The following is a 24,518-nucleotide window of genomic DNA, read 5'->3' on the forward strand; positions in this document are numbered from 1 at the left end:
CGGTTCGCGGGAAACGCGAAGAGGACGACCCCATTCTAGATCGCACGCCTGAACGGTCCCTCCGCTGCCGTTCCGCGGTCACGGATGAGGCGAGGAACGATCAGGACGAGCACCACCATCGCGACCAGCTCGACGAGGGTCTGCGTCACGACGACGAGCGGCGCGAGCGGTTCCGGAAGCGCGAGCGCGAGAGGAAGCACGACGAGAGAGTTGCGCGTCGTCCCGCTGAAGACGACCGCCCTCGTCGCGGGAACGTCGAGGCGTGCCGTGCGCGCAGCGAGCGCGGCGACCGACACCGCGACGAGCACGAAGGCGACGAAGACCAGCGCGACGGGCGCGAGTCGCGCGAGCTGACCGCCGACAGCGGAGACCTGCGACGCGACGACGACGGCGAGCGTCGCCATCATGAGCGGCACCATGACGACGGATGCCACGGCGACGATCCGCCGCGCGAAGTCGACACGCCGCGCCCACGCCTGCGTCGCGGCGGCGAGCGCGAGGGGAAGGACGACGAGGAGGAGGAACGCCTCCACGAACGGGCGGGCGTCGAAGGAGGTCAGGACGTCGGGTCCTGCCATGAGCCAGAGGTAGCCCGGGAGCAGGGCGATCTGCAGCAGCATGAGGAGAGGCGTCGCGGCGAGCAGTCGTTCCCGGTCGCCCCCCGCGATCCCCGTGAAGACGACGACATAGTCGATGCACGGCGCCAGGAGGACGAGCAGGACGCCGATGAGGAGCGCGGCATCGTGGGCGACCACGCGCGAGAGCGCCCAGACGATGAGCGGCACGAGCACGAAGTTGACCACCAGGACGACGGTGATGAACCTCCCATCGCGCACGGCGCGGACGACGCGCGCGAACGGCACTCCGAGAAAGGTCGCATAAAGGAGGAGCGCCAGAATCGGGGTGATGGCGTGCTCGAGGGGCAGCGCGGCATCCGGAGCGGCGAAGCCGAACACGGCCGCGACGGCGATCGCTCCCAGGTAGAGCGCGACCTGATGCCGCTCAGCCCCGTCCGCCCAACCCGGGCCGCGCCGCGTCATGCCGCGGGGAAGATCTGGCCTATCGGCTCCCGCTTCTCGGCTTGGAAGCGGTCCTCCGTCCGGCCGCGGGCCCAATACCCCGAGATCGACACCTGGCCGCGATCGAGTCCGCGGTCGTCGAACAGTGCGCCGCGGAGAGCCTTCATCGACTCTCGCTCCCCGTGAGCGAAGACGTCGACGTGACCGTCACGCCACGCCAGTTCGCGGACGGCGGCGGCGAGGCGTCCGGGCTCGTGCGACGGATCGACGATCCAATGCACCTCGACCCCCTCGGGCCCGGCGAGTCGAAGGATCGCCTCGTCGGACTCGACCTCGATGAGCGCGGTGCCCACGGCGTCGGCGGGCAAGGCATCAAGCGCCGCCGAGATGGCCGGGACGGCGGAGAGGTCGCCGATGAAGAGGTGCCACGCGGCATCCGGATTCGGCCGATACCCGCCACCCGGACCCATGAAGCCGATACGGGCGCCGGGCTGGACGGATGCCGCCCACGGCCCCGCGAGTCCGTCGTCGCCGTGCACGACGAAGTCGATGTCGAGCGTCTGCGCCTGCCGGTCGACGTGACGGAGGGTGTAGGTGCGGGTCACGGGGTGGCCGTCGGGGTCCGTGAACTTGAGCTTGACGTACTTGTCGGTTTCGTCGCGGTCCTCGAACTGCGCGAAGCCCGCACCCCCGAGCCGGACGCGTACGAGCTCCGGGCTCAGTCGCTCGACGGAGATCACCTCGAGTTCGACGACAGGACGGGGTGCGCGGGGAGCGGTACGAGAGGAAAGGGCCACGCATCAACGCTACTCGGCACGCCAGAGCCGGAGGCCGTCGCGAGACGCGTCGAGACCGGGGGATCGGCGATCCCTGGGTGAGCGCTCCCTGAACGCGCGCGGCGGATCCGATGAGCATGGGATGCAGCAGCCACGACAACCGCCGGAGCCCCCGGCATCCGAGGAGGAGACCATGCCGAAGAAGCCGATCGACATCGCCGTGCCCGACCTGACCGGAAAGCGCGCCCTTGTGACGGGTGCGAGTGACGGCGTCGGCGTGCACATCGCGATGCGCCTCGCACGCGCGGGCGCCGAGATCCTCATGCCCGTGCGCAATCCGGAGAAAGGGAAGGCGGCGGTCGAGCGCATTCGCGACGCCGTCCCGACGGCCCAGCTCGAGCTGCGGTCGCTCGACCTGTCGTCGCTCGCCTCGGTCGCCGCTCTCGCCGACGAGCTCCTCGACGAGAGCCGACCGATCCACGTGCAGATCAACAATGCCGGGCTCATGACGCCTCCCACGCGGCACGTCACCGCCGACGGCTTCGAGCTCCAGTTCGCCACCAACCACCTCGGCCACTTCGCGCTGACGACACGGATCCTTCCGCTCCTTCGCGCGGGCAGCGCCCACGTCGTGAGCCAGGTGAGCATCGCCGCGAACTCGGGGGCCGTCAACTGGGATGACCTGTCGTGGGAGAACGGATACCGTGCGGGGAACGCCTACAGCTCGTCGAAGATCGCGCAGGGGCTCTTCGCGATGGAACTTCATCGCCGGAGCCTCGAGGGCGGGTGGGGCCTCCGCAGCAACCTGTCGCACCCCGGCATCACCCCCACGAACCTGCTCGCCGCGCAGCCGCAGGCGGGGAGGGATGCCCCGACCCGCGCCTTCCGCGTCATCACGGCACTGTCGCGTCGTGGCATCCTGGTCGGCACGCCCGAATCGGCGGCGCTTCCCGCCGTCTACGCAGCGACGCACGCTGCCGCGAAGGGCGGACACCTCTATGGCCCCAACGGGTTCCAGCACCTCGGCGGTCCGCCCGCCGAGCAGAAGCTCTACTCGCGGCTGGAGAGCGCGTCGGAGGGGCAGCGAATCTGGGACATCTCCGAGGCGCTGACCGGCGTGCACGTCGCGTAGTCACGACACCCAGGGATGGACGATCCCTTGCATCCACGGCGAACGGATCGGAGACTCAGCGCATGGACCGGACACAGCTCGCCGACTTCCTCCGCCGCCGGCGGGAGTCGCTGCAGCCCGAAGACGTCGGCCTCGCGCGAGGTCCCCGTCGCCGCACGGCGGGGCTCAGGCGCGAGGAGGTCGCCGCACTGTCGGACATGTCGGTCGACTACTACAGCCGTCTCGAGCAGCAGCGAGGGCCGCAGCCGTCGGAACAGATGCTGGCCGCGATCGCCCGCGGGCTCCGGCTGACGATCGAGGAGCGCGACCACCTCTTCCGTCTCGCCGGGCACACGGCTCCCGTGCGCGCCGATCGCGGCGACCACGTCTCGCCGGGCATGATGCGGATCCTCGACCGGCTCGCCGACACCCCCGCGCAGGTCATGACGGTCCTCGGTGAGACGCTCGTACAGACGCCGGCCGCGCGGGCGCTGTTCGGCGACGAGACCCGGTACCAGGGCATGATGCGAAGCATCGGATACCGGTGGTTCATGGATCCGAGCGTGCGAAGCGTGTACCCCGACGATGACCACGAGATCCACTCGCGCGGGTTCACGGCGGACATTCGTACGGTCTACGCGATGCAGGGAGCCCGATCCCGAGCCGGCGCGATCGTCCACCGGCTCCTCGAGGAGAGCCCGGAGTTCACGCGCATCTGGGAAGACCACGAAGTGCGCACGGGTCATGCGCGGGAGAAGCGGCTGCAGCATCCCGAAGTCGGCGTCATGCACCTGCAGTGCCAGGTCATGATCGACCCGGAGCAGGGGCAGTCGCTCCTCGTCCTCACGGCGACACCCGGCACGGAGGACGACGACAAGCTGCAGCTGCTGTCGGTGCTCGGCACCCAGCGGGTGACGTAGCGCGCTGTCACCGGTGCTCGAGACCGGCGGCTTCGCCGACGCCGAGCGGCACGCGGCCCGGTCTCGGCGGTATCCCCGGTTTCGGCGTCGTGCGATGCGGGCGTCAGTCCGGCGTGCGCAGGCGCAGCGGGACCCGCGGAAGCCAGCCGGCGACGCCGAGCAGCGCGAGCACGAGCACGAGCTGGGCCGTCCCGGTCGCGAAGTACAGATCCTGCAGGAAGGACGATCCGGCGATCATGGCCGTCTCGACGTAGATCCAGATCATGACGCCGAACCCGGCGACGGCCGTCCACAGGAGCGCCGACTCGCGCCTCGCCAGCAGGAGGACGGTCGCGAGGGTCTGCGTGCCGCCCAGGACGAGGAGCAGGATGAGCCCCGGGATCAGGAACGACGTGAAGACCCCCGAGTCGAGGAACGTCGTCGGCATGCCGAGCCCGTTGGTCGCGAGGAGGCCGATCCCGCCCGCGAGCGCAGACACGGCCTGAAACGCGGTGACGCCGACGAGCGACCAGTACGCCACCGATCGGATGCGTCGAATCCGGATGCCGGGGACAGTCGAGGCCGTCGGCACGGGCGCTGCCGCCCTCGCGCTCGTGGTCATGGCGCTTCCTTTCGTCCGATCCAGTACACGCCGGCGTCGCCTCCGCGAAGAGGGCGAAAGTCCCGCGGGTATCTGGCGGAGGATGCGGGAGCGCAGGACAATGGAGTCGTCATCGCGACGGGCGATGGCGCAGGACGTGAGCGAGGCCGACGAATGCCCGAGACTCCAGCGATGCTGCCGTCCGACCTGCCGGTCGAGGTGGCTCTGGACCGCGCGACGGGACCCCGCCGCGCCGAGGCCGAGGAGCTCCTCACGCTCTACCGCGAGCTCACGGGCGAGGAGCCCGTCGTCTGGGCCGGTCGCATCATCGGTTTCGGCGAGCACGAGTACCAGTACGAGTCTGGCTGGAGTGGCCGGTCCCCCCTGCTGTCGTTCGCGCCCGGCGCGAAGCACCACACGATCTATCTCGCGCATGACTTCTCCGAACGGTGGCCCGAACTCACCGCGCGGCTGGGGCCGCACCGGGCCAGCAAGGTCTGCCTCTACCTCACTCGACTCACGGCGGTCGATCGGGACGCCCTCCGGACGCTCCTCGAGAACACGCTCGCCGAGGCGAGGGCGCACGCGCGCTGACGCATGTACCGCCACCGGACTGCGCACCGATCGGTCAGGATCGGAGAAGCGTCCGGTCGCTCGGTCGCCGTACCGTGGCATCCGTGCAGGATATGCCTGCCGACGGAAGGAGGACGGGATGGCCGGCGGACTGTCCAAGGGGGAACGCGACGCCGTCAAGCAGCGCGCGAAGGAACTTCGAGCCCAGGAGAAGGCGGGGAAGAACCGCGAGGCCGGCACGAAGGCCGTCCTCGAAGCGATCGCGGCGCTGGGAGACGACGACAGGGCGCTCGCCGAGGGCCTCCACGACATCGTGTCGGACGTCGCACCGCACCTCGTCCCGAAGACCTATTACGGGATGCCGGGATACGCGAACTCCGACGGCAAGATCGTCGTCTTCCTGCAGCCCGCGGGCAAGTTCAAGACCCGCTACTCGACGGTGGGTTTCGAGGGGACGGCCCAGCTCGACGACGGCGACATGTGGCCGACCGCGTTCGCTCTGCTGAAGCTCACGCCGGCGACGAAGAAGCAGCTCACGGAGCTCGTACGTCGCGCCGCTCCCGCGGACGCGGATGCCGCGGCATCCTGACGGCAGTCCGGGTCACGGCGCGATTCCCCCTCGCGACGCAGCGCGTCGGGGGCACAGTGGCGACCTGAGTCCCTGGTCGGCGTGACTCGGAACCCCGAGTGTGGAAGGGGCCGCGAAAGTGGCCGTCTTCACAGAAGGGGAACACCGTCATGTCCAATCCAGAACCCGTCCGCACGAGCGAGGCGTCGCCCGCTCCGCGCCCGGCGCCGTCGTCCGTGCCCCTGTCGGCACCGCTGTACGGAACGACGCCCGGACCAGCGTGGTCACGATTCTGGCGGAAGTACGCCACGTTCGACGGGCGCGCCAGCCGAAGCGAGTTCTGGTGGGCGTGCCTCGTCCTCGCTGTCATTCACGCTTTCGTGGTCGCCATCGCGTACGTCATCGCGGGCATCGACGCCCAGCCGGCGGGAATCATGGGCGCCACGGCGATCTACGGGGTGCTGGGTCTGTGGGGGCTCGTCATCCTGATTCCGTCCCTTGCGGTGGCGGCACGCAGGCTGCACGACGCGAACCTCAGCGGCGCGTGGCTGTTCGTCCTTCTGGTTCCCGTTGTCGGATTGATCATCCTGATCTTCCTGCTCGCGCGTGAATCCCGCCCCGAGGGAGCACACTTCGACCGCGGCACGGCCTAGGCGACCCCGCGGTTAGACTCGTCCGGATCCAGCGAGCAGAGCGAGGGAAACGGACAGCGACATGACGCGGCGGGAACGAAAGATCCTGGCGTCGCTGACCCACCTCGTCCGGTCGGAGAGATCGTCGGAGTCCCTCACGGCGGTGCTGCCGGTCGTCGATGATCGACTCGCGGTCCGGATCCTCGACCTCGCGGTTCGGATCGGCGAGACGATGCTCGTCGCCGGCGCCAACGCGAGCGAAGTGACGACGACGATCGTGCGCGTCGCGGGCATCTACGGGCTGGATCCCGTCCACGTCGACGTCACGTACAACTCGATCACGGCCGCCCATCACCGGAGCGGGGCCGCCCATCCGGTCACGCTGCTGCGCGTCGTCCGCGGTTCCTCGCCCGATCACTCACGGCTCCAGCGCCTTCAGGCACTCGTCGTGTCGATCGGTGGAGGACTCGATCTGGATGCCGCGACGGAGAGCTACCGCAGTATCCGCCGCACGCCTTTCCGCTACCGTCCTTCCGTCGTGATCGGCTCGCAGGCGCTCCTCGCAGTCGGCGTCGCCGTCATGTTCGGCGGCAACTGGCTCGTGATGGTGCTCGCGTTCGTCGCCGCCGCGCTCGCTGCTCTGACGCAATTCGGGCTCGCCCGCGCGCAGGTGCCGTACTTCTTCAGCCAGATCGCCGGCGCCTTCGTGCTGACGGTCATCGCGGCGCTCTCGCCGCTTCTCCGGGCGACGGGATGGGATGCCGCCCTCGAGCTGCGGCCCACGGTCATCGTGGCATCCGGTGTCGTGCTGATGCTGGCGGGACTCACCGTCGTCGGCGCCGCCCAGGACGCCATCGACGGCTTCGCCCTCACAGCGATGGGGCGCATCCTCGAACTCATGACGCACACTCTCGGCGTCGTCCTCGGGATCCTCGCCGGCTTGGAGACCGCACGGGTGCTCGGACTGGCGATGGCTCCCCCGAGCGAGGCACTGCCCCTCGGGCCTGTGCCCCTCCAATTCCTCGGCGCTGCCCTCATCGCCGTGTCGGTGGCGATCTTCAACGGGGCCGGTGCGCGGGTCATCGTCGTCAGTGCCGCCCTGAGCCTCGTCGCGTGGCTCGTCTATCTGCTCGCTGCGCAGGTGGGCTTCGAGGTCGCGGCGGCGAGCGGGCTGGGAGCCTTCGCGGGGAGCTTCGTCGGCACCCTCGTGGCCTACCGCCTGCATGTGCCGTCGGTGGCGATCACGACGGCCGCGATCCTGCCGATGGTGCCCGGTGCCGCCGTGTTCCGGGGCCTGCTCAGCATCGTCGAATCCGGTGACAGCTCACCCTTGCTTCTGGGCGGGTTCACGATCCTCGCGGGCGCGGGCATCATCGGGGTGAGCCTCGCGGTCGGGGCGTCGCTCGGGATCTATCTGGGTCAGCCCGTGCGCGCCTCGCTCGGCGGCGTGGCACGGGCACGAGCCCGTCTGCTGCGTTAGCGCCCGGTCGCAGAGCTGCGTCGATGCCTCCGCGCGACGCGGGATGGTACCTTCATCCCCCGCGCAGCGGAAGGACTCGCCCGATGCTGCGAGGGCACGGAGACTGGATGCATGGACCACGCCAGCGACCATGAAGCCAGCGACCGGCAACTCACCGAGGAACAAGCCCACGAGCGAGCGGATCTCGACAGTGTCGTCTCGCGCGTCTCGGATCGTTTCCCGACGGTCGACCGCGAACGGGTCGAGTCGGTCGTCGATGACGAGGCGGCGCAGCTCGAGGATGCGCGCGTGCGCGACTACATCCCGGTCCTCGTCGAACACGAGGCGGTGGATCGTCTGCGCCAGGAGGCCGATCCGGTCTCGCTCGTGAAGCGTCAGACGGATGACACCGACGACGAGCCGCAGGATGGCGACGGCCGAGACCACGACCCCGCGCTCCGCCCCGAGCGAGAGGGAGCGCAGACGGACACCGCCGCCTCGGCGGGCCCCCTCCTCGGCGGGCTCCGCGGCGGCGACTGACCGACCGGCACGCCCGCATCAGGGGAGCCAGCCCCCGTCCCCGGGCGGCTCGGCGACGTCGAAGACCGCCTGCGCGAACGCGTGCGGCGCTTCAGCGGGCAGGTGATGCCCGGCATGCGCGACCTGGCGATGTTCCCAGGGGCCGTCGAAGCGGTGCGCGTACGGCGAGCCATCGGTTGCGGGAAAGTTGCCGTCAGCGGTTCCGTCCATCGTGATGGTGGGAACGGAGATGACGGGCTGCGTCGCGAGGTGTGCCTCGAGCGGTTCGTAGCGGGGCGAACCGGCCGCGAGTCCGAGCCGGTGGCGGTAGGAGTGGACGACGACATCGACATAGTCCGGGTTGTCGAAGGATGCCGCCGCCCGCGCGAGCACCTCGCCGTCGAAAGCCCATTCGGGCGAGTTGTGGCGCCAGATGACCTCTGCGATCTCACGGGCGTTGGCACGCAGGCCGGCTGTGCCGCGCTGCGTCGCGAAGTACCAGAAGTACCAGAGTCCTGCTTCGAGGTCAGGGCGCGCGGGCATCGCGGCTGCCGCGATGTCCTGGATCAGGTAGCCGTTGACCGACACGAGACCCGAGATCCTGTCGGGCCAGAGGGCGGCGACGACGCACGCCGCCCTGCCACCCCAGTCGTATCCGGCCAGGATCGGTTCTTCGAGCCCGAGAGCGTCGATGAACGCGAGAACGTCTGCCCCCAGCGCGGCCTGCTGCCCCGAGCGCGTCGCTTCGGGGTCGAGGAACCGCGTCGGTCCGTGGCCGCGCAGGTGCGGCACGAGAACGCGGAACCCGGCGTCCACGAGGAGCGGAACGACGTCGACATAACTGTGCACGTCGTAGGGGAAGCCGTGCAGGAGGACGACGGGTTCCGCCCCGGGATCTCCACGATCGAGGTAGCCGACGCTGAGCTCACCGGCATCCACAGTGCGTACGTCGAGCTGGAACGGGTTCATGAGTCCTCCGACGTGGCGCGCACCGCGCCCGCTGCCTCGACGATGATCTCGGCGACGGCGCGGGGCTGCGAGACAGAGATGGCATGCGACGCCCCCGTGACCTCACGGGTCGCACGAGCAGCGGCGCGTTCTGCGCCGGCGCGGTGCACCGCGACGGGGATGTTCAGATCCTGGTCGCCGAACACGTGCCACGACGGGATGTCCTTCCACGCCGGGCGGTCGGTGGGCAGTGGCTCGGTGAGCGCAGCTTGGGTGATGGGTCGCTGCGTCGCGCTCATGAGAGCCGCCTCCGCGGCGGGAACGTCGGCCGCGAACTGGTGCGGGAACAGCTCCGCGCGGATCGCGAACTCCGTTCCCCCATCGGCGAGCGGGTAGGCGGCGAGCGCATCTCCGAGGGTGCTGCCGGGGGCACTTCCCGACAGCTCGAACGCGGTCTGGCCGGTCTCGGGGACGAAGGCGGCGACATACACGAGTCCGACCACGGCGTGGTTGTGGGATGCAGCCTCGGTGATGACGAGTCCTCCATAGGAGTGGCCGACGAGGAGGACGGGGCCATCGACCGACGAGATGACCGCGCGGATGTAGGCGGCATCGGAGGCGACCCCGCGGAGCGGGTTGGCGGCGGCGACCACGGACATCCCTCGCTCCTGCAGGTGCGCGATGACGCCGTTCCACGATGCGGATTCGGCGAAGGCGCCGTGGACGAGGACGACGGTGGGCTGGGGCTCGGTCATGATCGTTGCTTCTTTCTGGAGAGTTGGGCGGTGGTGAGGTGGTGCTGTCAGAGATGACCGGAGGCGGACGCCCGGTGTGACGTTGACGCGTCTTTCGCTGGTGCGGTCACAGATCGCGTGGCCGCTCGGTCTCTTCTGGTGAGCGCGGGCCGCACGACCGCGCGAGCGGCACCGTCGAGCATCGGAGAGCACATGCGAATCGTCGTCATCGGAGGAACCGGCCTGATCGGAGCGCGGCTCGTGGACCAATTGCGGCGGCGCGGGCGTGAGGTCCGCGCCGCCGCCCGGTCGACGGGCGTGAACTCCTTCACAGCGGAGGGACTGGCGGAGGCGTTGACGGGCGCCGACGTCGTCGTGGACGTGTCGAACTCGTCCTACGTCGACGAAGCAGCTGCACGCGAGTTCTTCTACGCCTCGACGCTGAACCTGCTCACATACGGAGCCGCGGCAGGAGTTTCGCACCACGTGGCTCTGAGCGTCGTGGGGACCGATCGCCTGGCGCGAGCCGAAGGAGGCTACTTTCGGGCCAAGGCGTCGCAGGAAGCCTTGATTCGGGCATCGGGCCGGCCCTTCACGATCGTCCATGTCACCCAGTTCTTCGAGTTCGTCAGGAGCATCACGGGACACGCGATGCGCGGCGGCGCGGCTCACGTTCCCGATGTCCTCATCCAGCCCATGGCCGCCGACGATGTCGCTTCCGCTGTCGCGCGTGTCGCTCTCGGCGAGCCGCTGCAGCGGATGGTCGAGTTCGGTGGTCCCGAGATCTTCGATCTGCCGGACCTCGCGCGCCGTGAACTGAGGTGGACGGACGACGCCCGCGACGTCGTCGCCGATCCTCTCGCCACGTACTTCGGGTCACGGCTCGACGTCGGCGACCTCCTGCCCGCACCCGACGCGACGATCGCGCCGACCCGTCTGCATGATTGGCGCGTCGGCTCCTCCCGTGTGCTGTGGTCGGCCGACGCGCAGTCGGCTGTTCAGCCCGTCCGTTCCCCCGCGATCGAGCCGACGACGTGACGGGGCATCGTGGGCTCGGGGCGACGGGACTAGCCTTCGAGAAGGAGAGCGACATGGAACCGGATCCACTCGAGGTCTTCACCCCGCTCCGGGGCCGGCTGTTCGGCGTGGCTTACCGCATCATCGGCAGCGCCGCGGAGGCCGAGGACGTCGTGCAGGAGACCTGGCTGCGCTGGCAGCTCTGCGATCGGGCAGCCGTGCGTGAGCCGATTGCCTTCCTCATGACCGCTGCGACACGGATCTCCATCAACGTGCTGCAGAGCGCCCGAGTGCGCCGCGAGACCTACATCGGGCCGTGGCTGCCGAGCCCCGTCGACACCAGTTCCGACCCGACTCTCGGTGCGGAGCGCAGCGAGGCGCTTCATCTTGCGACGCTCATGCTGATGGAGCGCCTCACCCCCGCTGAGCGGGCGGCGTACGTCCTGCGCGAGGCCTTCGACTACCCCTATGCGAGGATCGCGGAAATCGTCGACACGACCGAGGTCGCGTCGCGGCAACTGGTGAGCCGCGCCCGCAAACACCTCACGTCGACAACGAAGCGAGAAGCCAGCCGTGAGCATCACCAGCGCTTCTTCTCCGCCTTCCTGGATGCCGCGCGTCGCGGCGATGCGAGCCGTCTCGAGGCGCTTCTCGCCTCGGATGCCGTCAACCACACCGACGGCGGGGGCGTCGTCGAGCACACGGCGCGCCGCAGCATCCTCGGTCGCGACAAGCTCGTGCGGTTCTTCTGCGGTTTCGCCGAACGGTTCCGCTTCTGGGATGACCTGGAGGTGCGAAAGATCGAGGCGAACGGACGCGAGAGCGCGCTCCTCATTCGCGACGGACGTGCGTATGCACTCGTGTCCGTCGAGGTCGGCGAGGACTCCATCGATCAGATCCTGTGGGTGATGAACCCGGCCAAGCTCTCCGAGATCGCGGAGCGGCATCACGTCGCCATCGGCTGAGTGGCCGATGCCGGACCTCGAGGTCGAGCGGTGGTACCGCCCGTGCCGGTCGGCACGGACCCGAACTGCACGCCGCACCAGGAACGCCGTCCTGCGGTTGCGCGATGCGTTGCACACGTGCGATGTCGGTGCATTGCGGAGGCTGCTGCATCCGCGTGTCTCCCTCGTGATCGACGGCGGCGGGATTCTCCCTGCGCCCGCGCACGCTGTGACAGGCGGCGTCGCCGTCACAAGGGCTCTCGTTCAGGCCATCGCCGGCGTCCCCCGGGCATCGATCGAGGAGGCGCACGTCAACGGGCAGAGCGGACTCACGCTCCGCGTAGCAGGAAGGGTCATCGCCGTGATGGGGATCGGCGTGCGCGGGCAGCGGATCCATCAGATATGGCTCATCGCGAATCCGGTGAAGCTCACCGACTGGAATCGGCCCTGAGTTCGCGGGGTCGTCACAGGCGACGACGCCATCCGGTCTTCCTGGTAGAGCGTGCCGACACGAGGCGCGCGACCTCATCGAAAGGCACGAACATGGCAAGAATCGTCGTCATCGGCGGCACGGGGCTCATCGGATCGAAGGTCGTGGCGAAGCTGACCGCGCAGGGACACGACGTCGTCGCCGCCTCACCGGCGACAGGCGTGAACAGCATCACGAATGAGGGAGTCGCCGATGCCCTCGTCGGCGCGAACGTGGTGGTCGACGTGTCCAACTCACCGTCCTTCGAAGAGAGCGACGTGATGGAGTTCTTCACCACCTCCACCACCAATCTGCTCGCCGCCGAACACGAGGCGGGAGTCGCACACCACGTCGCCCTCACGATCGTCGGTACGAATCGGCCGCAGCGCATCCCCTACTTCCGGGCCAAGACCGCTCAAGAGAAGCTCATCCGCGACTCGGGAATCGGCTTCTCCCTCGTGCATGCGACGCAGTTCTTCGAGTTCGTCGGGAGCATCGCCGACATCTCCACGGACGGTCTCACCGTCACCCTTCCGGGCGCGCTCATCCAGCCGATGGCTGCTGACGACGTCGCAACGGCCGTGAGCGACGCGGCCGGTGGCGGACCGGTCGGCGACATCGAGGTGGCGGGGCCGGAGCGGTTCGGTCTCGACGAGTTCGTCCGCCGCGGTCTCACCTTCCGAGGCGACCCGCGCACGGTCGTCCGCGACGACGATGCCCCCTACTACGGCGCGAGGATCGAGGAGCGCACGCTCATCCCCGTCGACGGTGCGCGCATCTTCGAGACCCGCCTCGACGAGTGGCTCCCCCTCAACCCGCCTCGGACGTAGCAGCGCGAAGCGCCGCGATCCGGCGGGTCAGGAACCGGCGCTCGGGATCGGACGGCGCGAGTTCGAGTGCGCGCGTGTAGTGCGCGAGAGCCTCGGCCTCCTGCCCGCAGCGGCGGAGAAGGTCTGCGCGCGTCGCGTGGAACAGGTGGTATCCGCTGAGCCGGGCGTCGTCGATGCCGTCGAGCACGACGAGCCCGGCCTCAGGACCCCGTGCGAACCCGACCGCGACCGCACGGTTCAGTTCGATCACAGGAGACGGCGAGACGCGGGCGAGTCTCGCGTAGAGTTCCGCGATCCGTTCGAAGTCGGTCGACTCCGCCGACGGGGCGGTCGCGTGGTGCTTCGCGATCTCGGCCTGCAGGCGGTAGGGGCCGGCGACCCCGTCGAAGCGTCGTCGCGCCGACTCGGATGCCGCGAGCGTCGCAACACCGGCGCCGATCAGCGTGGCATCCCACCGTCGCCGATCCTGATCGTCCATGAGCACGAGCTCGCCGTGCGCATCGAGGCGTGCCGCTGCGCGCGAGTGCTGGAACTGCATGAGTGCGAGGAGCCCGAGGACTTCAGGCAGGAGCGGCGAGTCGGACATGAGCGACGCGACGAGCCGCGTGAGCCGGATCGCGTCATCGGCCAGCGAGACGCGTATGAGTTCGGCGCTGCCCGAGTACCCCTCCGTGAAGAGGAGGTACAGCACCGACAGGACGCCGTCGGTGCGTTCGGGGAGTCGTTCGGGACCGGGCACGCGGTAGGGGATCCCCGCCTCACGGATCCGAGCCCGGGCCCGAACGAGTCTCTTCTGCATCGCGGACTCCGCCACGAGGAATGCGCGTGCGATCTCGCTCACATCGAGGCCGACGACCGTTCGGAGCGTCAGCGCGACACGCGCCTCGAGGGAGAGCGCCGGGTGGCAGCACGTGAAGATCAATCGGAGCCGGTCGTCGTCGAAGACGCCGTCCGCCGGCTCCTCCCCGGGGGCACCGAGCGACCGTGCGCGCTCTTCCGCGAGGTCCACGATCACCTCGACGGCCGCCTTGCCGGCCGCCGTGCGCTCGGTCGCCCGTCGCCGCAGGGCATCCACGGCGGCATTGCGCGCCGCCGTCGTGAGCCACGCGGCCGGGTTGTCCGGGATGCCACGCCGCCGCCACGCCGTCAGGGCGTGGGCTACGGCATCCTGGAGCGCATCCTCGGCGAGCTCCCAATCCCCGGTTCGACGGATGAGCGTCGCGACGATACGGAGCCGTTCGTCGGCGACCGCCGAGGCGAGCACGTCGCTCACCTCGGTGGCCGTCGGCAGAACCGTCATCGAGTCACTCGAACGGCCAGACAGGCCGCACCTCGACACGCCCGAACCGAGCCATCGGGTGCTTCGAGGCGATGTCGACGGCCTCGTCGAGATCGGCGACGTCGATGAGGTCGAAGCCGGCGATCCACTCCTTCGTCTCGGTGAAGGGACCGTCGGTGAGGATCGTGCGGCCGTCACGCACGGTGACCGTCGTGGCATCCGTCGGCGGACGAAGTCGGTTGCCGACTCTCGCAGCGCCGCGGCTCTCGACATCGGCCGACCACTCCTCGATGTTGTCCTCCTCGGGCACGTACTCGGGCGCGGCAGGGTCGCTGACGATGAAAAGCAGATACTCCATGGGTGTCCTCCTCTGGAAACCGTTCTTGTCAGGACGACGGATGAGATGAGCCCGGGAGGACACTCACCCGTCGAATTTCTCCCAATTGCCCTCGGAGACCACAGACGCGACGCCGTCGACGATCGAGATCGCCGTCTGCTCGTCGATCGCGTACGCGGGGCCAGGCATCTGCTCAGCCCACCGGCGTGCCCGCTCGGTCGTGTTGCCCGTCCATCCGGGGTAGTCGAGGTGGGGGAAGATCGAGAAGTCCACGACTCCGAGCGTTTCGTCGGTGCCGTCGGGCTGCCAGTCGACGAACTCGCGGCCGATCCGCGGCGTCATGACCATGCTCCCCGCGCTGACACCGACCCACACGGTCTCGTCCAGCGTGGGGATGAGGTCGGCGAGGCCGGACTCCCGCATCCAGCGCGCGAGATAGACGGCTTCGCCCCCGTCGACCAGAAGCACGTCGGCCTCGCGAACCCACGGAACCCACCGCTCTTCGCCGATGCTCGGGAGCGCCGTCAGTTCGAGCAGCCCGATGGATTTCCAGCCCAGTTCCGTCAGTCCCGTCTGCCCCTCCCACCGGCCGGCCACCGTCTTCCATACCGTCTCGGGCGTGCACATGGGCTGACCCCACTGCGCCGTGACGATGAGGAGCGCGCGGCAGTCGGCGATCGGTTTGCCGAGAAGGTCGACGAGCGTGCGACGGATGCTGTCGTTCGTGATGCCGCCGGAGGTGAGGAGGAGCTTCATCGTGTGCCTTCGCGCGTCGGTGGACTGCCAGTAGGGGCGAAGCTAACAGAACCCACCGACGTCGTCGATGGCGGCGGTTGAGGTTCGGCGATGATGGACGAGATCCCCGCATCCTGTTCCGAGGAGGACGCATGAGCGACATCCGAGACCGCACCGACGAGGTCGTCATCTCCCCCGCCGCGCTCGCGGCGGCGCTCGGTAGCGAGGCGCCTCCCGTCGTGCTCGACGTCAGGTGGCGCCTCGACCGACCGGACCGGCGCAGCGATCACGCGAGCGGACACATTCCAGGCGCCGTATACGTCGACCTCGACCACGATCTCGCCGATCACGGTGCGCCTGCGACGGAGGGCCGTCATCCCCTTCCTTCGACCGCACACCTCCAAGCGGCGGCGCGATCGTGGGGGATCTCCGAGGGCGACGCGGTCGTCGTCGCCGACGACCTCAACGGCATGTCGGCGGCGCGGGCGTGGTGGCTGCTGCGTGCAGCGGGTCTCGCGGACGTGCGCATCCTCGACGGCGGCCTGAGCGCATGGCGCGCCGCCGGGCTCCCGCTCGAGGAGGGCAGCGTCGTCCCGGTCCCCGGCGATGTCGTGCTCACGTCGGGCGCGCTTCCCACGGTGGATCTCGACGAGGTCGCCGCCTTCGCGGCATCCGGCATGCTGATCGACGCCCGCGCGAGCGAACGCTACCGCGGTGACGTCGAACCCATCGATCCCCGCGCGGGCCACATCCCGGGTGCCGTCAATCGACCGACGACCCAGAACGTCGTCGCGGGTGCGGGATTCAAGCCCGCCGCGGAGCTTCGTGCGGAGTTCGAAGCGCTCGGCGTCCGGACAGATGTGCCGACGGCGGTGTACTGCGGATCGGGCGTCACCGCCGCACACCAGATCGCGGCGCTCACGATCGCCGGATTCGATGCGGCGCTGTTCCCCGGTTCGTGGAGCCAGTGGTCGAACCATCCGGATCGCCCCGTCGCCACGGGAGACTGACGCCGCGCGCACGCGGCCGATCGCGAACGCTCAGGATGCCAGCTTCCGCAGCGCGCCGCCCTTGTGCGTCGCCCGCGCACCCGTCTTCTCCGACTCCACCAGGTAGGCAGGATCCTCGGTCGATGCCGTGAATTTCTGACCGTCGAACTCGAAGTCGGCGGTCTTCTTCTCGACGATCGATCCTCGCGTGCGTCCCTGCGACGTGTTCCAGCTGACCCGATCGCCTTTCGCCAGATCCTTCGCCATGGCGCCATCCTCTCGCTCGATGCGGACATCGTCTCCGAGCGACGGCATGGCTGTCTCGGGGTTGACAGCCTCGTACATCCGCGCGCACTCGCTTGACATGGATACCCCTGGGGGTATTCTTGTGTCATCACTTCCGCGAAAGAGGACGACATGCTGCTGGAGCGCTTCTACGACGATGACCTCGCTCAGGCGAGCTACGTGATCGGATGCCAGGCCACAGGCGAAGCCATCGTGGTCGACGCGCGCCGTGACGTGCAGATCTACCTCGACGCCGTCGCGAAGCACGGCATGCGCATCGTGGCGGTGACCGAGACGCACATCCACGCCGACTACCTGTCAGGAACGCGGGAGTTGGCGGGCGCGACCGGTGCCGCCATCCATGTCTCCGGGGAGGGAGGGCCCGACTGGCAGTACGGCTTCGATGCGAATCTGCTGCGCGACGGTGATGTCCTCACCGTCGGCAACATCCGCGTTCAGGCCCGCCACACTCCCGGCCACACGCCCGAACACCTCGCCTTCCTCGTGACCGACGGGGCGTTCGCCGACGAGCCCGGATACATGCTGTCGGGAGACTTCGTCTTCGTCGGCGACCTCGGCCGACCCGACCTGCTGGACGAAGCGGCCGGCGGGAAGAACACGCGGTTCCAAGGAGCCCAGGATCTGTTCGACAGCCTCCGGCGTGTGCTCCTCGAGCTCCCGGACCACGTGCAGATCCATCCCGCGCACGGAGCCGGGAGCGCGTGCGGCAAGGCTCTCGGTGCGATCGCGTCGACGACGGTGGGATACGAGCGTCTGCACGCGTGGTGGGGTCCCTACCTTGCCGCCGACGATCGTGACGGGTTCGTCGCGGAGCTTCTGGACGGTCAGCCCGACGCCCACGCGTACTTCGCGCGCATGAAGCGCGAGAACCGCGATGGTCCCGCGGTCCTCGGGACTCTCCCCGCGTTGCGCGAGCTCGGACCCGCCGAGACCCTGACACTGATCAGCGCCGACGAGGCGGTCTTCGTCGACACCCGCGAACCCGACTCGGTGCGGGCGGGAACACTCCCCGGAGCCTTGGCGATCCCCGCGGTCGGGAAGACGGCGATGTGGGGCGCGTGGGCGCTCGACCCCGAGCGCGAGAAGCGGCCGCTCATCCTCCTGGCCCGCGATGAGGCACAGGCAGAGGGCATCCGCGCACACCTGATCCGGGTGGGGATCGACGCGTATGCGGGGTATCTCACCGACCTCGGGTCGCTCCCCACGGTTTCCTCCGCGAGCGTGACGCCGCAGGCCGTGAGCGAACTCGATGACGTGTTCGTGGTCGACGTCCGTGAAGCGAGCGAGTACGCCGCCGGGCATGTTCCGGGGGCGACCCGGATCGGGGCGGGACGAATCCTGTGGGAGACCGATCGGCTCCCCACGGATCGCACGATCGTCACGTACTGCCAGAGCGGTGCCCGCAACATCGTCGTGAGCCAGGCGCTGCGTCGCGCTGGCATCCCGGTCGTCGAACTCGCGGGCAGCTACGCCGGCTGGGTAGACGCTCAGGCGTCGGCCGGCGCCAGGCGTGGCCTGACCCCTCGATCTCAGAACCGCAGGAAACGGAGAAGATATGTGTGCACGGGTGACGTGTGACCAGTGCGGCAAGGCGACCTGGGAGGGTTGCGGCCAGCACGTCGAAGAAGCCCTCGACGGAGTGCCGGCCGACCAGCGATGCCCGGGGCACCCCCGTGCCGCGGCGTAGTGGCGTGAACGAAACAGCGAAGGCCACGGGCCTCGAGATCGTTCAGTAGACGCATGCCTTCCACACTCGAGAGCACCGCTGGACGGTCGGTGCCTCACGACAGTGACGCGCAGAAGCGGATCTCGCACCGCTTGCGACGAGCTCGGGGTCAGCTGGATGCCGTCATCGCCGCCGTCGAGGCGAATGATCCCTGCCGTGACGTCGTCACTCAACTGGCGGCCGTCACGAGCGCGCTCAATCGAGCGGGCTTCACGATCGTCTCCACAGCGATGAAGGAGTGCCTTGCGACTCCCGAAGACTCTCGGACCGACACCGACCCGACCCCCGAAGAGATCGAGAAGCTCTTCATGATGCTCGCGTGACGCGAGCGACCAGAAGGAAAACCCATGTGTTACCCAGCGACATGCAAGAAGTGCGGCAAGGCGACCTGGAAGGGCTGCGGCCAGCACGTCGACCAGGTGATGAGGGGCGTTCCGTCGTCTCAGCGGTGCACGGGGCACGCGAACGAACCTTCGACGGGATTCTTCGCGCGTCTCTTCGGTCAGTGAGCGGAACGGTCAGGCGGAACTGCGGAACGGGCGAGAGTGAGAGTCAGGCGAGGGTGAGGAAGAGTTTCTCGAGTTCCTCTTGCGTGAGCGATTCGCTCTCGGGATCGACGATGCAGTTGCGCATGGCCGTCGCGACGATCGCGTAACCGGCACGATCGAGGGCCTTCGACACCGCGGCGAGTTGGATCACGACGTCGCGACAGTCGGCCCCGGAGTCGACGGCCGTCACGACAGCGGCGAGCTGACCCTGAGCGCGCCGCAACCTGTTCACGATCTTCCGCTGCTGCGCCGCAAGTTCGGCTTCGCGCTCGACAGCGTCTTGAACCTGTACCGAATCGGTCATCGCGGCGTCCTCCTATCGGGGACTGCCATTCTCCCACGCTTCGGATACCCCTAGGGGTAGCGCAGGCTCGCCATGACGGGGCCGTCAGAAGGGTGCAGCGTGGTTGGCGTCGACACCGGTGCCAGTGCCGGTGTGGGTGGTTTTGTCGGGTGTGGTGTCCCGGAAGACGGGGACGCGGCGTTCGGGGGGAACGAGGTATCGTCGCCCGGCAGGGGAGGTCCACTCCACCACACCCCCACTGTCAGGAACCTGCCGCAACCCCCACCCACCGTGGTGTTTCACCCGATGATGCCCCTTGCACAACGGGGCCAGATTCTTCAGCGACGTGTGCCCGCCGTGTTCCCACGCGACCGTGTGATCGATCTCACACCGTGACGCGGGAACCCCGCACCCCGGCGCCATACACCGATCCGCCCGCCACCTCACCAACCGCCGCAACGACGCTGGCGGGGTGTACCGGTCACGGCCCACCGAGAGCACCATCCCCGTCTCCGGATGCGTGAGCACCCGCATCCACTGCCCGTCCCCACCGCAGAGTTCCCGGGCGCGGGCGATCGGGATCGGACCGAACCCCTCCACCACCGCCGGATCACACCCCGCACCGGCCACCCCGGCATCATCGGCCTGCAACAACGCCACCGCGGGAACGGTGACGACCACCGACGCCCGGATCCCTCGTGAGGAGTCGGGATGCGACGACACGACCCCGTCGATCAGCAGGTCGGCGACCACATCCGCGCGCACCTGATCCAGACTCCGCGTCTCCCCCTCCCCGGTGAGGATCGTCTTCGCGATCGCCGTCACCCGGGTCTGGATCGCATGCGCCTCGACCGTCGGACCATACACATGGATCCACGACATCCCGTCCCCCTCGTGCTCCACCCACACCCGCCGACGCGCCAACGCCTCCTCCTGCCGCGCAGCCAACGTCACCACCCGGGCAGTATCGATCAGCGTCCGAAGCTTCCGGCGGAACACCCCCACCGGCTCCCCCTCCGCCAACACCAACGCCTCCCCCGCCAGCTCGTCCCGCACCCCGGGTTCCAGCTCGTCCACCCCCGTGACCAGCACCTCGACATGCCGCTCCGTGATCCGCGCCTCCCGCAACGCCACCCACACCTCCGGGTACCGGTTCACCACCGCCTCCGCCAGCCCGATCAGCCTCCCCGCCGCATGCTCCGTGATCCGCAACGCCCCCGCCAACTCCAGCCGCAACCCCCGCAACACCACATCCGTCAACACCCGCCCCGCAGCACCCGCCCGCGCGAGATGAAAATCACGCAACTCATCCACCCGCAACAACCGCTCCGCCGCGAACCCCGCCATCACCCCATCCAGATCCTGCACAACCTCCAACGGACCAGGAACCGGCCAATCCAGAACAGTAGGGTCGTCGTACATACCCCGACAGTAGAACAAACCTCCGACACTCCCCCGGCCACCCCAACACACATCCACAGGACCGAAGCGCCGAAGTGGGGCGTGTCAGAAGGGGAGTGTCAGAGGGGGGTCGCGAGACCTTCGATGACCTCGGCGTGGGGCAGCTCGGCGAGCACGCGACCCGGCAAGAAGAGTTTCGCGCCCCGGATACCCGCCCCGATGATGATCCTCGGCAGGACCGCGACCCGCGCGTCGACGAACAGACGCCACTCTTCAGGAAGACCGAGCGGTGTGATCCCGCCGAACTCCATGCCCGACATGGCCACCGCGTCGTTCATCGGAGCAAAGCTCGCCTTCTTCGCTCCGAGGAGCCGGCGGACGGTGCCGTTCACGTCGGCGCGCGTGGTCGCGAGCACGACACACGCCGCGAAGGTCGTGACGTCGCCCCGTGTTCCCGCGACGACGAGGCAGTTCGCCGAGGCATCCAGCGGCTGGTCGTACTCCGCGCAGAACGCGGCGGTCTCGGCGAGCGCGGGGTCGACGGGCGCCACCTCGATCTGCGCCGCGCTTTCGGCAGGAAGGGATGCCAGGGCTGTCACGACCGGCATCGCCAACAGGTCGAGGTGTCCCAGGACGGGTGTCAGGGTGAGCGTGCTCATCAGCTCGATTCGGTCGGCTCCGGCTCGGGCGTCGCAGAGACCTTCGCGGCTGCTGCTCCCCCCTTGGTCGGCGCGGTGTCGGCGATCCCCGCTCCGATTCCGCGGCCCACGGCCTGACCCTGGATGATCGCGGCGAGGTCGAGACCCGTCGCGGATTCGACGCTGTCGAAGACCGAACGCAGCGCTTTGGCGCTGTCTCCGCCGACGACGCTGCTGGCTCCGTCTTCGGCGCTGCCGCCGATGATCGAGACGTTCCCGATCGTCGCGTAGCCCTTGGCGAACTCGGCCATGATCGAGGGCAGCACGTCGAGGACACGCTGCGAGAGGAAGGCCTCCTGGTTCGACGCGATCGCCTCGGCTTCGGCCTCGAGCGCGCTCGCCCGGGCTTCACCTTCGGCGCGGATCGCGTCAGCCTCAGCCTGCGCACGCAGGCGTCGAGCGGATGCCTCCGCGTCGGCGAGCGAGCGCAGTGCCGCCGCTTCACCGGCAGCCTTGGCCTCGGCGGCCGCCGCTTCCCCGGCTGCGCGAGCCTTGTCGGCTTCCGCCTGCTGCTCGGCGATGCGCGTGCGCGCTTCGGCCTGCTTGACCTGCTCGATCGCGCCAGCCTCGGCAGCGCGCTCACGCGTGTAGAGCTCCGCCTGCGCGCGGGTCTCAGCCTCGTAGCGCTGGGCGTCGGCGACACGCTTGATGTCGGCATCGAGCTGCGCCTGCTTGTTCTCGGCTTGCTGCTGGAGAACGGCCTGTTCGGCCTGCGCACGTGCGAGGTACTCCGCCTGCTCCGCTTCGGCTCGCGCGCGGCCGACCCCGGCGTCGGCGTTGGCGGTGTTGGTGTCGAGTGCCGTCTGCTCGACGAGGTTGGACTCCTGGTTGGTGATGACCTTCTGGTTGATCGCGCGATCCGCGTTGGTCTGCGCGATCTCGGCCGCCTGCCGCTTCGCCTGGATCTCCGGGGCACCGAGCGACTGGATGTAGCCGACGGCATCCGTAATGCCCTTGATCTGGAAGGAATCGAGGATGAGGCCCTGCTCGGCGAGCTCCTGCGAGACGTCGGCTGCGATCTGGTCGGAGAACTTCTTGCGCTCGCGCATGAGTTCGACAACGGACAGCGTGGCCACGATGCCACGGAGCGCGCCCTCGAGCTGCTCGGTCGTGAACTGCTCGATCGCCGAGTCCTGGGAAGCGAAGCGTTCAGCCGCACGGCGAACGAACAACGGGTCGGAGCCGATCTTCACGATCGCGACGCCGTCGACGTTGAGCGTGACATTGTCGAGCGACTGCGCCTCGGCGTTCAGCGACACCTGCCGCGAGCGCAACGAGATGATCTCGTGACGCTGCGTGATCGGATTGACGAGCGACTTGCCGTTGACGATCACCGTGACCGGCGACTCCGACATCTCGGATCGACTGGATCCGTCGGCGTCGAGGATGGTGCTCTGCACCTTCTGCTTGCGCCCCGAGATCACGAGCGCTTCGTCAGCACGTGCGACCTTGATCCAGCTCCGTGCGAACAGCAGAACGATCAATCCCACGACGACAGCGGCCACGACCGCGATACCGACGATGATCAGGATGCCAACGGCTCCGGCGATCTCCATGGGCGACTCCTCCTCCATCAGGGCCACGGCCGTGTGCGGTCGCCCACCTCCACACTGCCAGATGTGAGATGCGCACGCCCATCGCCTTCCAGGGCTGTGGACGAACGGTCTCGACGGGCGGAGTCCTCAGGCTTCGGCCGAGGGCTGCGGCATCCGCCTCTCGATGACGTACATCACGGCGATCGAGACCATCGCGACAGCCGCGAGAAGGATGGTGAGCACCGCGAGTCCTTCGAAGAGGTTCCACTCGGCGAAGACACCACCGAGGATGTTGCCCAGGAGGTAGCCGGCACCCACGACCACCGAATAGACACCCATGATGAGGCCGCGGTTCTCGCGGAATTCGGAGGAGATGTCACTCAAGTGGGTGAGAGCGGCCGGAGTGAAGCCGGCCTCGAGGAACACCCCGATCAGCACGAGAGGCAACGCCACCCAGAGGGAGACTCCACGGTTGGCGAGCAGGAGGCCCACCGACGCGAGGACCGCGCCGAACACCGTCACGAACAGAGTCGGCACGGTCGGCAGCTTTCCGATGAAGAACGCCCATGCGACGATGCAGAGGCTGAAGACGAGCACGTAGATGCCCAGCACCGCCGACAGCCCCGCCTCGTTGTCTGCGAAGGCCCCGGGGAAGAGTTGGCCGGGCGCACGCTGCTCGCCGGCGAGGACGAACGTGATCTGCGACGTGACCCAGGTTCCGAGGATCGCGTTCACGGCGATCCACGCGGGGAGGAACGCGATAAGGCGCGGCTGGGCGAGCACCCGGATGCGGTCGCCCACGCTCGCCCGTTTCAGCACCGGATGCGCACCCGCGGTCGGGCGCACGAAGAGGAGCACGAGAAGCGCCGCGATGACGTAGACGCCGGCGAGCGCGACGAACGACCAGAGACCGAGCGCTCCATAGAGCAACGGTCCCGCGACAGCTCCCAGCGCGATGCCGCCCGACGATGACAGCTCGTAGAGGCTCGTCACGCGCCCGCGCCGCATCCTGTCGTCGTCGCTCGCGTCGGCGAGGAGGCCCAGCGTCGCGGGTGCCGAGATCGCCGCGCCGGCTCCGTCGAGGAGGCGCGCCGTCCCCACGATCACCACGACGAGGACGATCGACGGCGCTGCCGCGACGAGCGAGGCACCCGGCGTGATCAGGATCCCCGCCGCGGCCAGCAGCGGCGCAGCGATGAGAAACACGCGACGTCCGCGACGGTCACTGGCAGAGCCGGCGATCGGGGCCAGGACAAGCTCGGCGAGGAAGCTCACACCCGACAGCACTCCCAGCAGGAGCGCCCCCACGGGAGCGCCCTCACGGGAGAGGTCGACGAAGTACGCGCCGAGCGCGAGTGCACCCGCAGCCGAGGCGCTCCGCAACAGCAGCTGGGCGACGATGACCGCACCGGTGCCGCGGCCGGCGATGCGTGAGTTCTGTGCGGATGCCACGATCTCACCCTCCCATCGAACGGTCGTCTTAGGCCTGACGGATCCACGACTGTATCCGCGGGTTAGAATCGCGTCACGCGCGCACCCCCCGCGCCGCTGAGTGGTTCGAGGAGCACGGCCATCGACGATC

Annotated in this window: 28 protein-coding genes; 14 read left to right on the top strand and 14 right to left on the bottom strand. The window is 68.8% G+C overall.

The window, feature by feature from the left end; all coding sequences use genetic code 11:
* Positions 1-35: 35 nt before the first annotated feature.
* The gene (locus FBY39_RS03695) at positions 36-1,040 is read right to left on the bottom strand and encodes a bile acid:sodium symporter (protein WP_141930301.1); all 1,005 of its coding nucleotides are present in this window, start codon (positions 1,038-1,040) and stop codon (positions 36-38) included.
* Positions 1,037-1,816: a siderophore-interacting protein gene (locus FBY39_RS03700; protein WP_141930302.1), complete on the bottom strand. Its 780-nt coding sequence runs from the start codon at positions 1,814-1,816 to the stop codon at positions 1,037-1,039. The genes FBY39_RS03695 and FBY39_RS03700 overlap by 4 nt, the downstream gene beginning before the upstream one ends.
* Before the next feature lie 172 nt (positions 1,817-1,988).
* Here FBY39_RS03700 and FBY39_RS03705 point away from each other — a divergent pair, with 172 nt between their 5' ends.
* Both FBY39_RS03705 and FBY39_RS03710 read left to right on the top strand, forming a co-directional pair.
* Positions 1,989-2,927 (top strand): SDR family oxidoreductase, encoded by a 939-nt coding sequence (locus tag FBY39_RS03705; protein WP_141930303.1) that lies wholly within the window; start codon positions 1,989-1,991, stop codon positions 2,925-2,927.
* Positions 2,928-2,989: 62 nt separating this feature from the next.
* Positions 2,990-3,826: a helix-turn-helix transcriptional regulator gene (locus tag FBY39_RS03710; RefSeq protein WP_141930304.1), complete on the top strand. Its 837-nt coding sequence runs from the start codon at positions 2,990-2,992 to the stop codon at positions 3,824-3,826.
* A 103-nt stretch (positions 3,827-3,929) separates the two neighbouring features.
* Here FBY39_RS03710 and FBY39_RS03715 read toward each other — a convergent pair whose 3' ends face one another.
* Positions 3,930-4,427 carry a hypothetical protein gene (locus FBY39_RS03715; protein ID WP_141930305.1) on the bottom strand — a complete coding sequence of 166 codons (498 nt, stop codon included), beginning with the start codon at positions 4,425-4,427 and terminating at the stop codon, positions 3,930-3,932.
* Positions 4,428-4,598: 171 nt separating this feature from the next.
* Between FBY39_RS03715 and FBY39_RS03720 the strand changes: the two genes are divergently transcribed.
* The 5 genes from FBY39_RS03720 to FBY39_RS03740 all read left to right on the top strand — a co-directional run bounded on the left by FBY39_RS03720 (position 4,599) and on the right by FBY39_RS03740 (position 8,178).
* Complete coding sequence (locus FBY39_RS03720) at positions 4,599-5,000, top strand: DUF1801 domain-containing protein (RefSeq protein ID WP_260837427.1); 402 nt, start codon at positions 4,599-4,601, stop codon at positions 4,998-5,000.
* A gap of 118 nt (positions 5,001-5,118) precedes the next feature.
* Positions 5,119-5,568, top strand: coding sequence for an iron chaperone (locus FBY39_RS03725; protein ID WP_141930307.1), 450 nt, complete (start codon positions 5,119-5,121; stop codon positions 5,566-5,568).
* A gap of 149 nt (positions 5,569-5,717) precedes the next feature.
* Positions 5,718-6,200: a DUF805 domain-containing protein gene (locus FBY39_RS03730; protein ID WP_141930308.1), complete on the top strand. Its 483-nt coding sequence runs from the start codon at positions 5,718-5,720 to the stop codon at positions 6,198-6,200.
* A 61-nt stretch (positions 6,201-6,261) separates the two neighbouring features.
* Positions 6,262-7,659, top strand: coding sequence for a threonine/serine exporter ThrE family protein (locus FBY39_RS03735; RefSeq protein WP_141930309.1), 1,398 nt, complete (start codon positions 6,262-6,264; stop codon positions 7,657-7,659).
* A gap of 111 nt (positions 7,660-7,770) precedes the next feature.
* Positions 7,771-8,178 (top strand): three-helix bundle dimerization domain-containing protein, encoded by a 408-nt coding sequence (locus tag FBY39_RS03740; RefSeq protein ID WP_141930310.1) that lies wholly within the window; start codon positions 7,771-7,773, stop codon positions 8,176-8,178.
* Between the two features lie 18 nt (positions 8,179-8,196).
* Here FBY39_RS03740 and FBY39_RS03745 read toward each other — a convergent pair whose 3' ends face one another.
* Both FBY39_RS03745 and FBY39_RS03750 read right to left on the bottom strand, forming a co-directional pair.
* On the bottom strand, positions 8,197-9,126 hold the full coding sequence (locus FBY39_RS03745) for an alpha/beta fold hydrolase (protein ID WP_141930311.1): 930 nt from the start codon (positions 9,124-9,126) through the stop codon (positions 8,197-8,199).
* Positions 9,123-9,860 carry an alpha/beta fold hydrolase gene (locus FBY39_RS03750; RefSeq protein ID WP_141930312.1) on the bottom strand — a complete coding sequence of 246 codons (738 nt, stop codon included), beginning with the start codon at positions 9,858-9,860 and terminating at the stop codon, positions 9,123-9,125. Before FBY39_RS03750 ends, FBY39_RS03745 begins: the two co-directional genes overlap by 4 nt.
* 192 nt (positions 9,861-10,052) lie before the next feature.
* On the opposite strand from FBY39_RS03750, the gene FBY39_RS03755 reads away from it, so the two are divergent.
* The 4 genes from FBY39_RS03755 to FBY39_RS03770 all read left to right on the top strand — a co-directional run bounded on the left by FBY39_RS03755 (position 10,053) and on the right by FBY39_RS03770 (position 13,099).
* Positions 10,053-10,877 carry an SDR family oxidoreductase gene (locus FBY39_RS03755; protein ID WP_141930313.1) on the top strand — a complete coding sequence of 275 codons (825 nt, stop codon included), beginning with the start codon at positions 10,053-10,055 and terminating at the stop codon, positions 10,875-10,877.
* A gap of 53 nt (positions 10,878-10,930) precedes the next feature.
* On the top strand, positions 10,931-11,821 hold the full coding sequence (locus FBY39_RS03760; RefSeq protein ID WP_141930314.1) for an RNA polymerase sigma-70 factor: 891 nt from the start codon (positions 10,931-10,933) through the stop codon (positions 11,819-11,821).
* 7 nt (positions 11,822-11,828) lie between these two features.
* A complete protein-coding gene (locus FBY39_RS03765; RefSeq protein WP_141930315.1) occupies positions 11,829-12,251 on the top strand; it encodes a hypothetical protein in 423 nt (140 codons plus the stop codon).
* Between the two features lie 92 nt (positions 12,252-12,343).
* Positions 12,344-13,099 (top strand): SDR family oxidoreductase, encoded by a 756-nt coding sequence (locus FBY39_RS03770; protein ID WP_141930316.1) that lies wholly within the window; start codon positions 12,344-12,346, stop codon positions 13,097-13,099.
* Here the strand turns inward: FBY39_RS03770 and FBY39_RS03775 are convergent.
* From FBY39_RS03775 to FBY39_RS03785, 3 genes are all read right to left on the bottom strand, one after another.
* Positions 13,080-14,399, bottom strand: coding sequence for an RNA polymerase sigma factor (locus FBY39_RS03775; protein WP_141930317.1), 1,320 nt, complete (start codon positions 14,397-14,399; stop codon positions 13,080-13,082). The two genes, FBY39_RS03770 and FBY39_RS03775, sit on opposite strands and share 20 nt — an antisense overlap.
* 4 nt (positions 14,400-14,403) lie before the next feature.
* Entirely contained in the window at positions 14,404-14,736 is a 333-nt protein-coding gene (locus FBY39_RS03780; RefSeq protein ID WP_141930318.1) for a YciI family protein, read from the bottom strand.
* 63 nt (positions 14,737-14,799) lie between these two features.
* Complete coding sequence (locus tag FBY39_RS03785) at positions 14,800-15,471, bottom strand: Type 1 glutamine amidotransferase-like domain-containing protein (RefSeq protein ID WP_141930319.1); 672 nt, start codon at positions 15,469-15,471, stop codon at positions 14,800-14,802.
* A gap of 131 nt (positions 15,472-15,602) precedes the next feature.
* Between FBY39_RS03785 and FBY39_RS03790 the strand changes: the two genes are divergently transcribed.
* A complete protein-coding gene (locus tag FBY39_RS03790) occupies positions 15,603-16,460 on the top strand; it encodes a sulfurtransferase (RefSeq protein WP_141930320.1) in 858 nt (285 codons plus the stop codon).
* Between the two features lie 30 nt (positions 16,461-16,490).
* Here FBY39_RS03790 and FBY39_RS03795 read toward each other — a convergent pair whose 3' ends face one another.
* Positions 16,491-16,805 carry a DUF2945 domain-containing protein gene (locus FBY39_RS03795; RefSeq protein WP_396652248.1) on the bottom strand — a complete coding sequence of 105 codons (315 nt, stop codon included), beginning with the start codon at positions 16,803-16,805 and terminating at the stop codon, positions 16,491-16,493.
* A gap of 51 nt (positions 16,806-16,856) precedes the next feature.
* Between FBY39_RS03795 and FBY39_RS03800 the strand changes: the two genes are divergently transcribed.
* Positions 16,857-18,323, top strand: coding sequence for a rhodanese-like domain-containing protein (locus tag FBY39_RS03800; RefSeq protein ID WP_141930321.1), 1,467 nt, complete (start codon positions 16,857-16,859; stop codon positions 18,321-18,323).
* Between the two features lie 162 nt (positions 18,324-18,485).
* A complete protein-coding gene (locus FBY39_RS03805) occupies positions 18,486-18,794 on the top strand; it encodes a metal-sensitive transcriptional regulator (protein WP_141930322.1) in 309 nt (102 codons plus the stop codon).
* Between the two features lie 229 nt (positions 18,795-19,023).
* Here FBY39_RS03805 and FBY39_RS03810 read toward each other — a convergent pair whose 3' ends face one another.
* The 5 genes from FBY39_RS03810 to FBY39_RS03830 all read right to left on the bottom strand — a co-directional run bounded on the left by FBY39_RS03810 (position 19,024) and on the right by FBY39_RS03830 (position 24,388).
* The gene (locus FBY39_RS03810) at positions 19,024-19,323 is read right to left on the bottom strand and encodes a metal-sensitive transcriptional regulator (RefSeq protein ID WP_141930323.1); all 300 of its coding nucleotides are present in this window, start codon (positions 19,321-19,323) and stop codon (positions 19,024-19,026) included.
* An 84-nt stretch (positions 19,324-19,407) separates the two neighbouring features.
* Entirely contained in the window at positions 19,408-20,724 is a 1,317-nt protein-coding gene (locus tag FBY39_RS03815; RefSeq protein WP_141930324.1) for an HNH endonuclease signature motif containing protein, read from the bottom strand.
* A 98-nt stretch (positions 20,725-20,822) separates the two neighbouring features.
* On the bottom strand, positions 20,823-21,362 hold the full coding sequence (locus tag FBY39_RS03820) for a YbaK/EbsC family protein (RefSeq protein WP_141930325.1): 540 nt from the start codon (positions 21,360-21,362) through the stop codon (positions 20,823-20,825).
* Positions 21,362-22,957: an SPFH domain-containing protein gene (locus FBY39_RS03825; protein WP_141930326.1), complete on the bottom strand. Its 1,596-nt coding sequence runs from the start codon at positions 22,955-22,957 to the stop codon at positions 21,362-21,364. Before FBY39_RS03825 ends, FBY39_RS03820 begins: the two co-directional genes overlap by 1 nt.
* A 126-nt stretch (positions 22,958-23,083) precedes the next feature.
* A complete protein-coding gene (locus FBY39_RS03830; protein ID WP_160132921.1) occupies positions 23,084-24,388 on the bottom strand; it encodes an MFS transporter in 1,305 nt (434 codons plus the stop codon).
* Positions 24,389-24,518: the final 130 nt, after the last annotated feature.

Origin of the sequence: Microbacterium sp. SLBN-146 (assembly GCF_006715145.1) — a bacterium.
GTDB lineage: Bacteria > Actinomycetota > Actinomycetes > Actinomycetales > Microbacteriaceae > Microbacterium.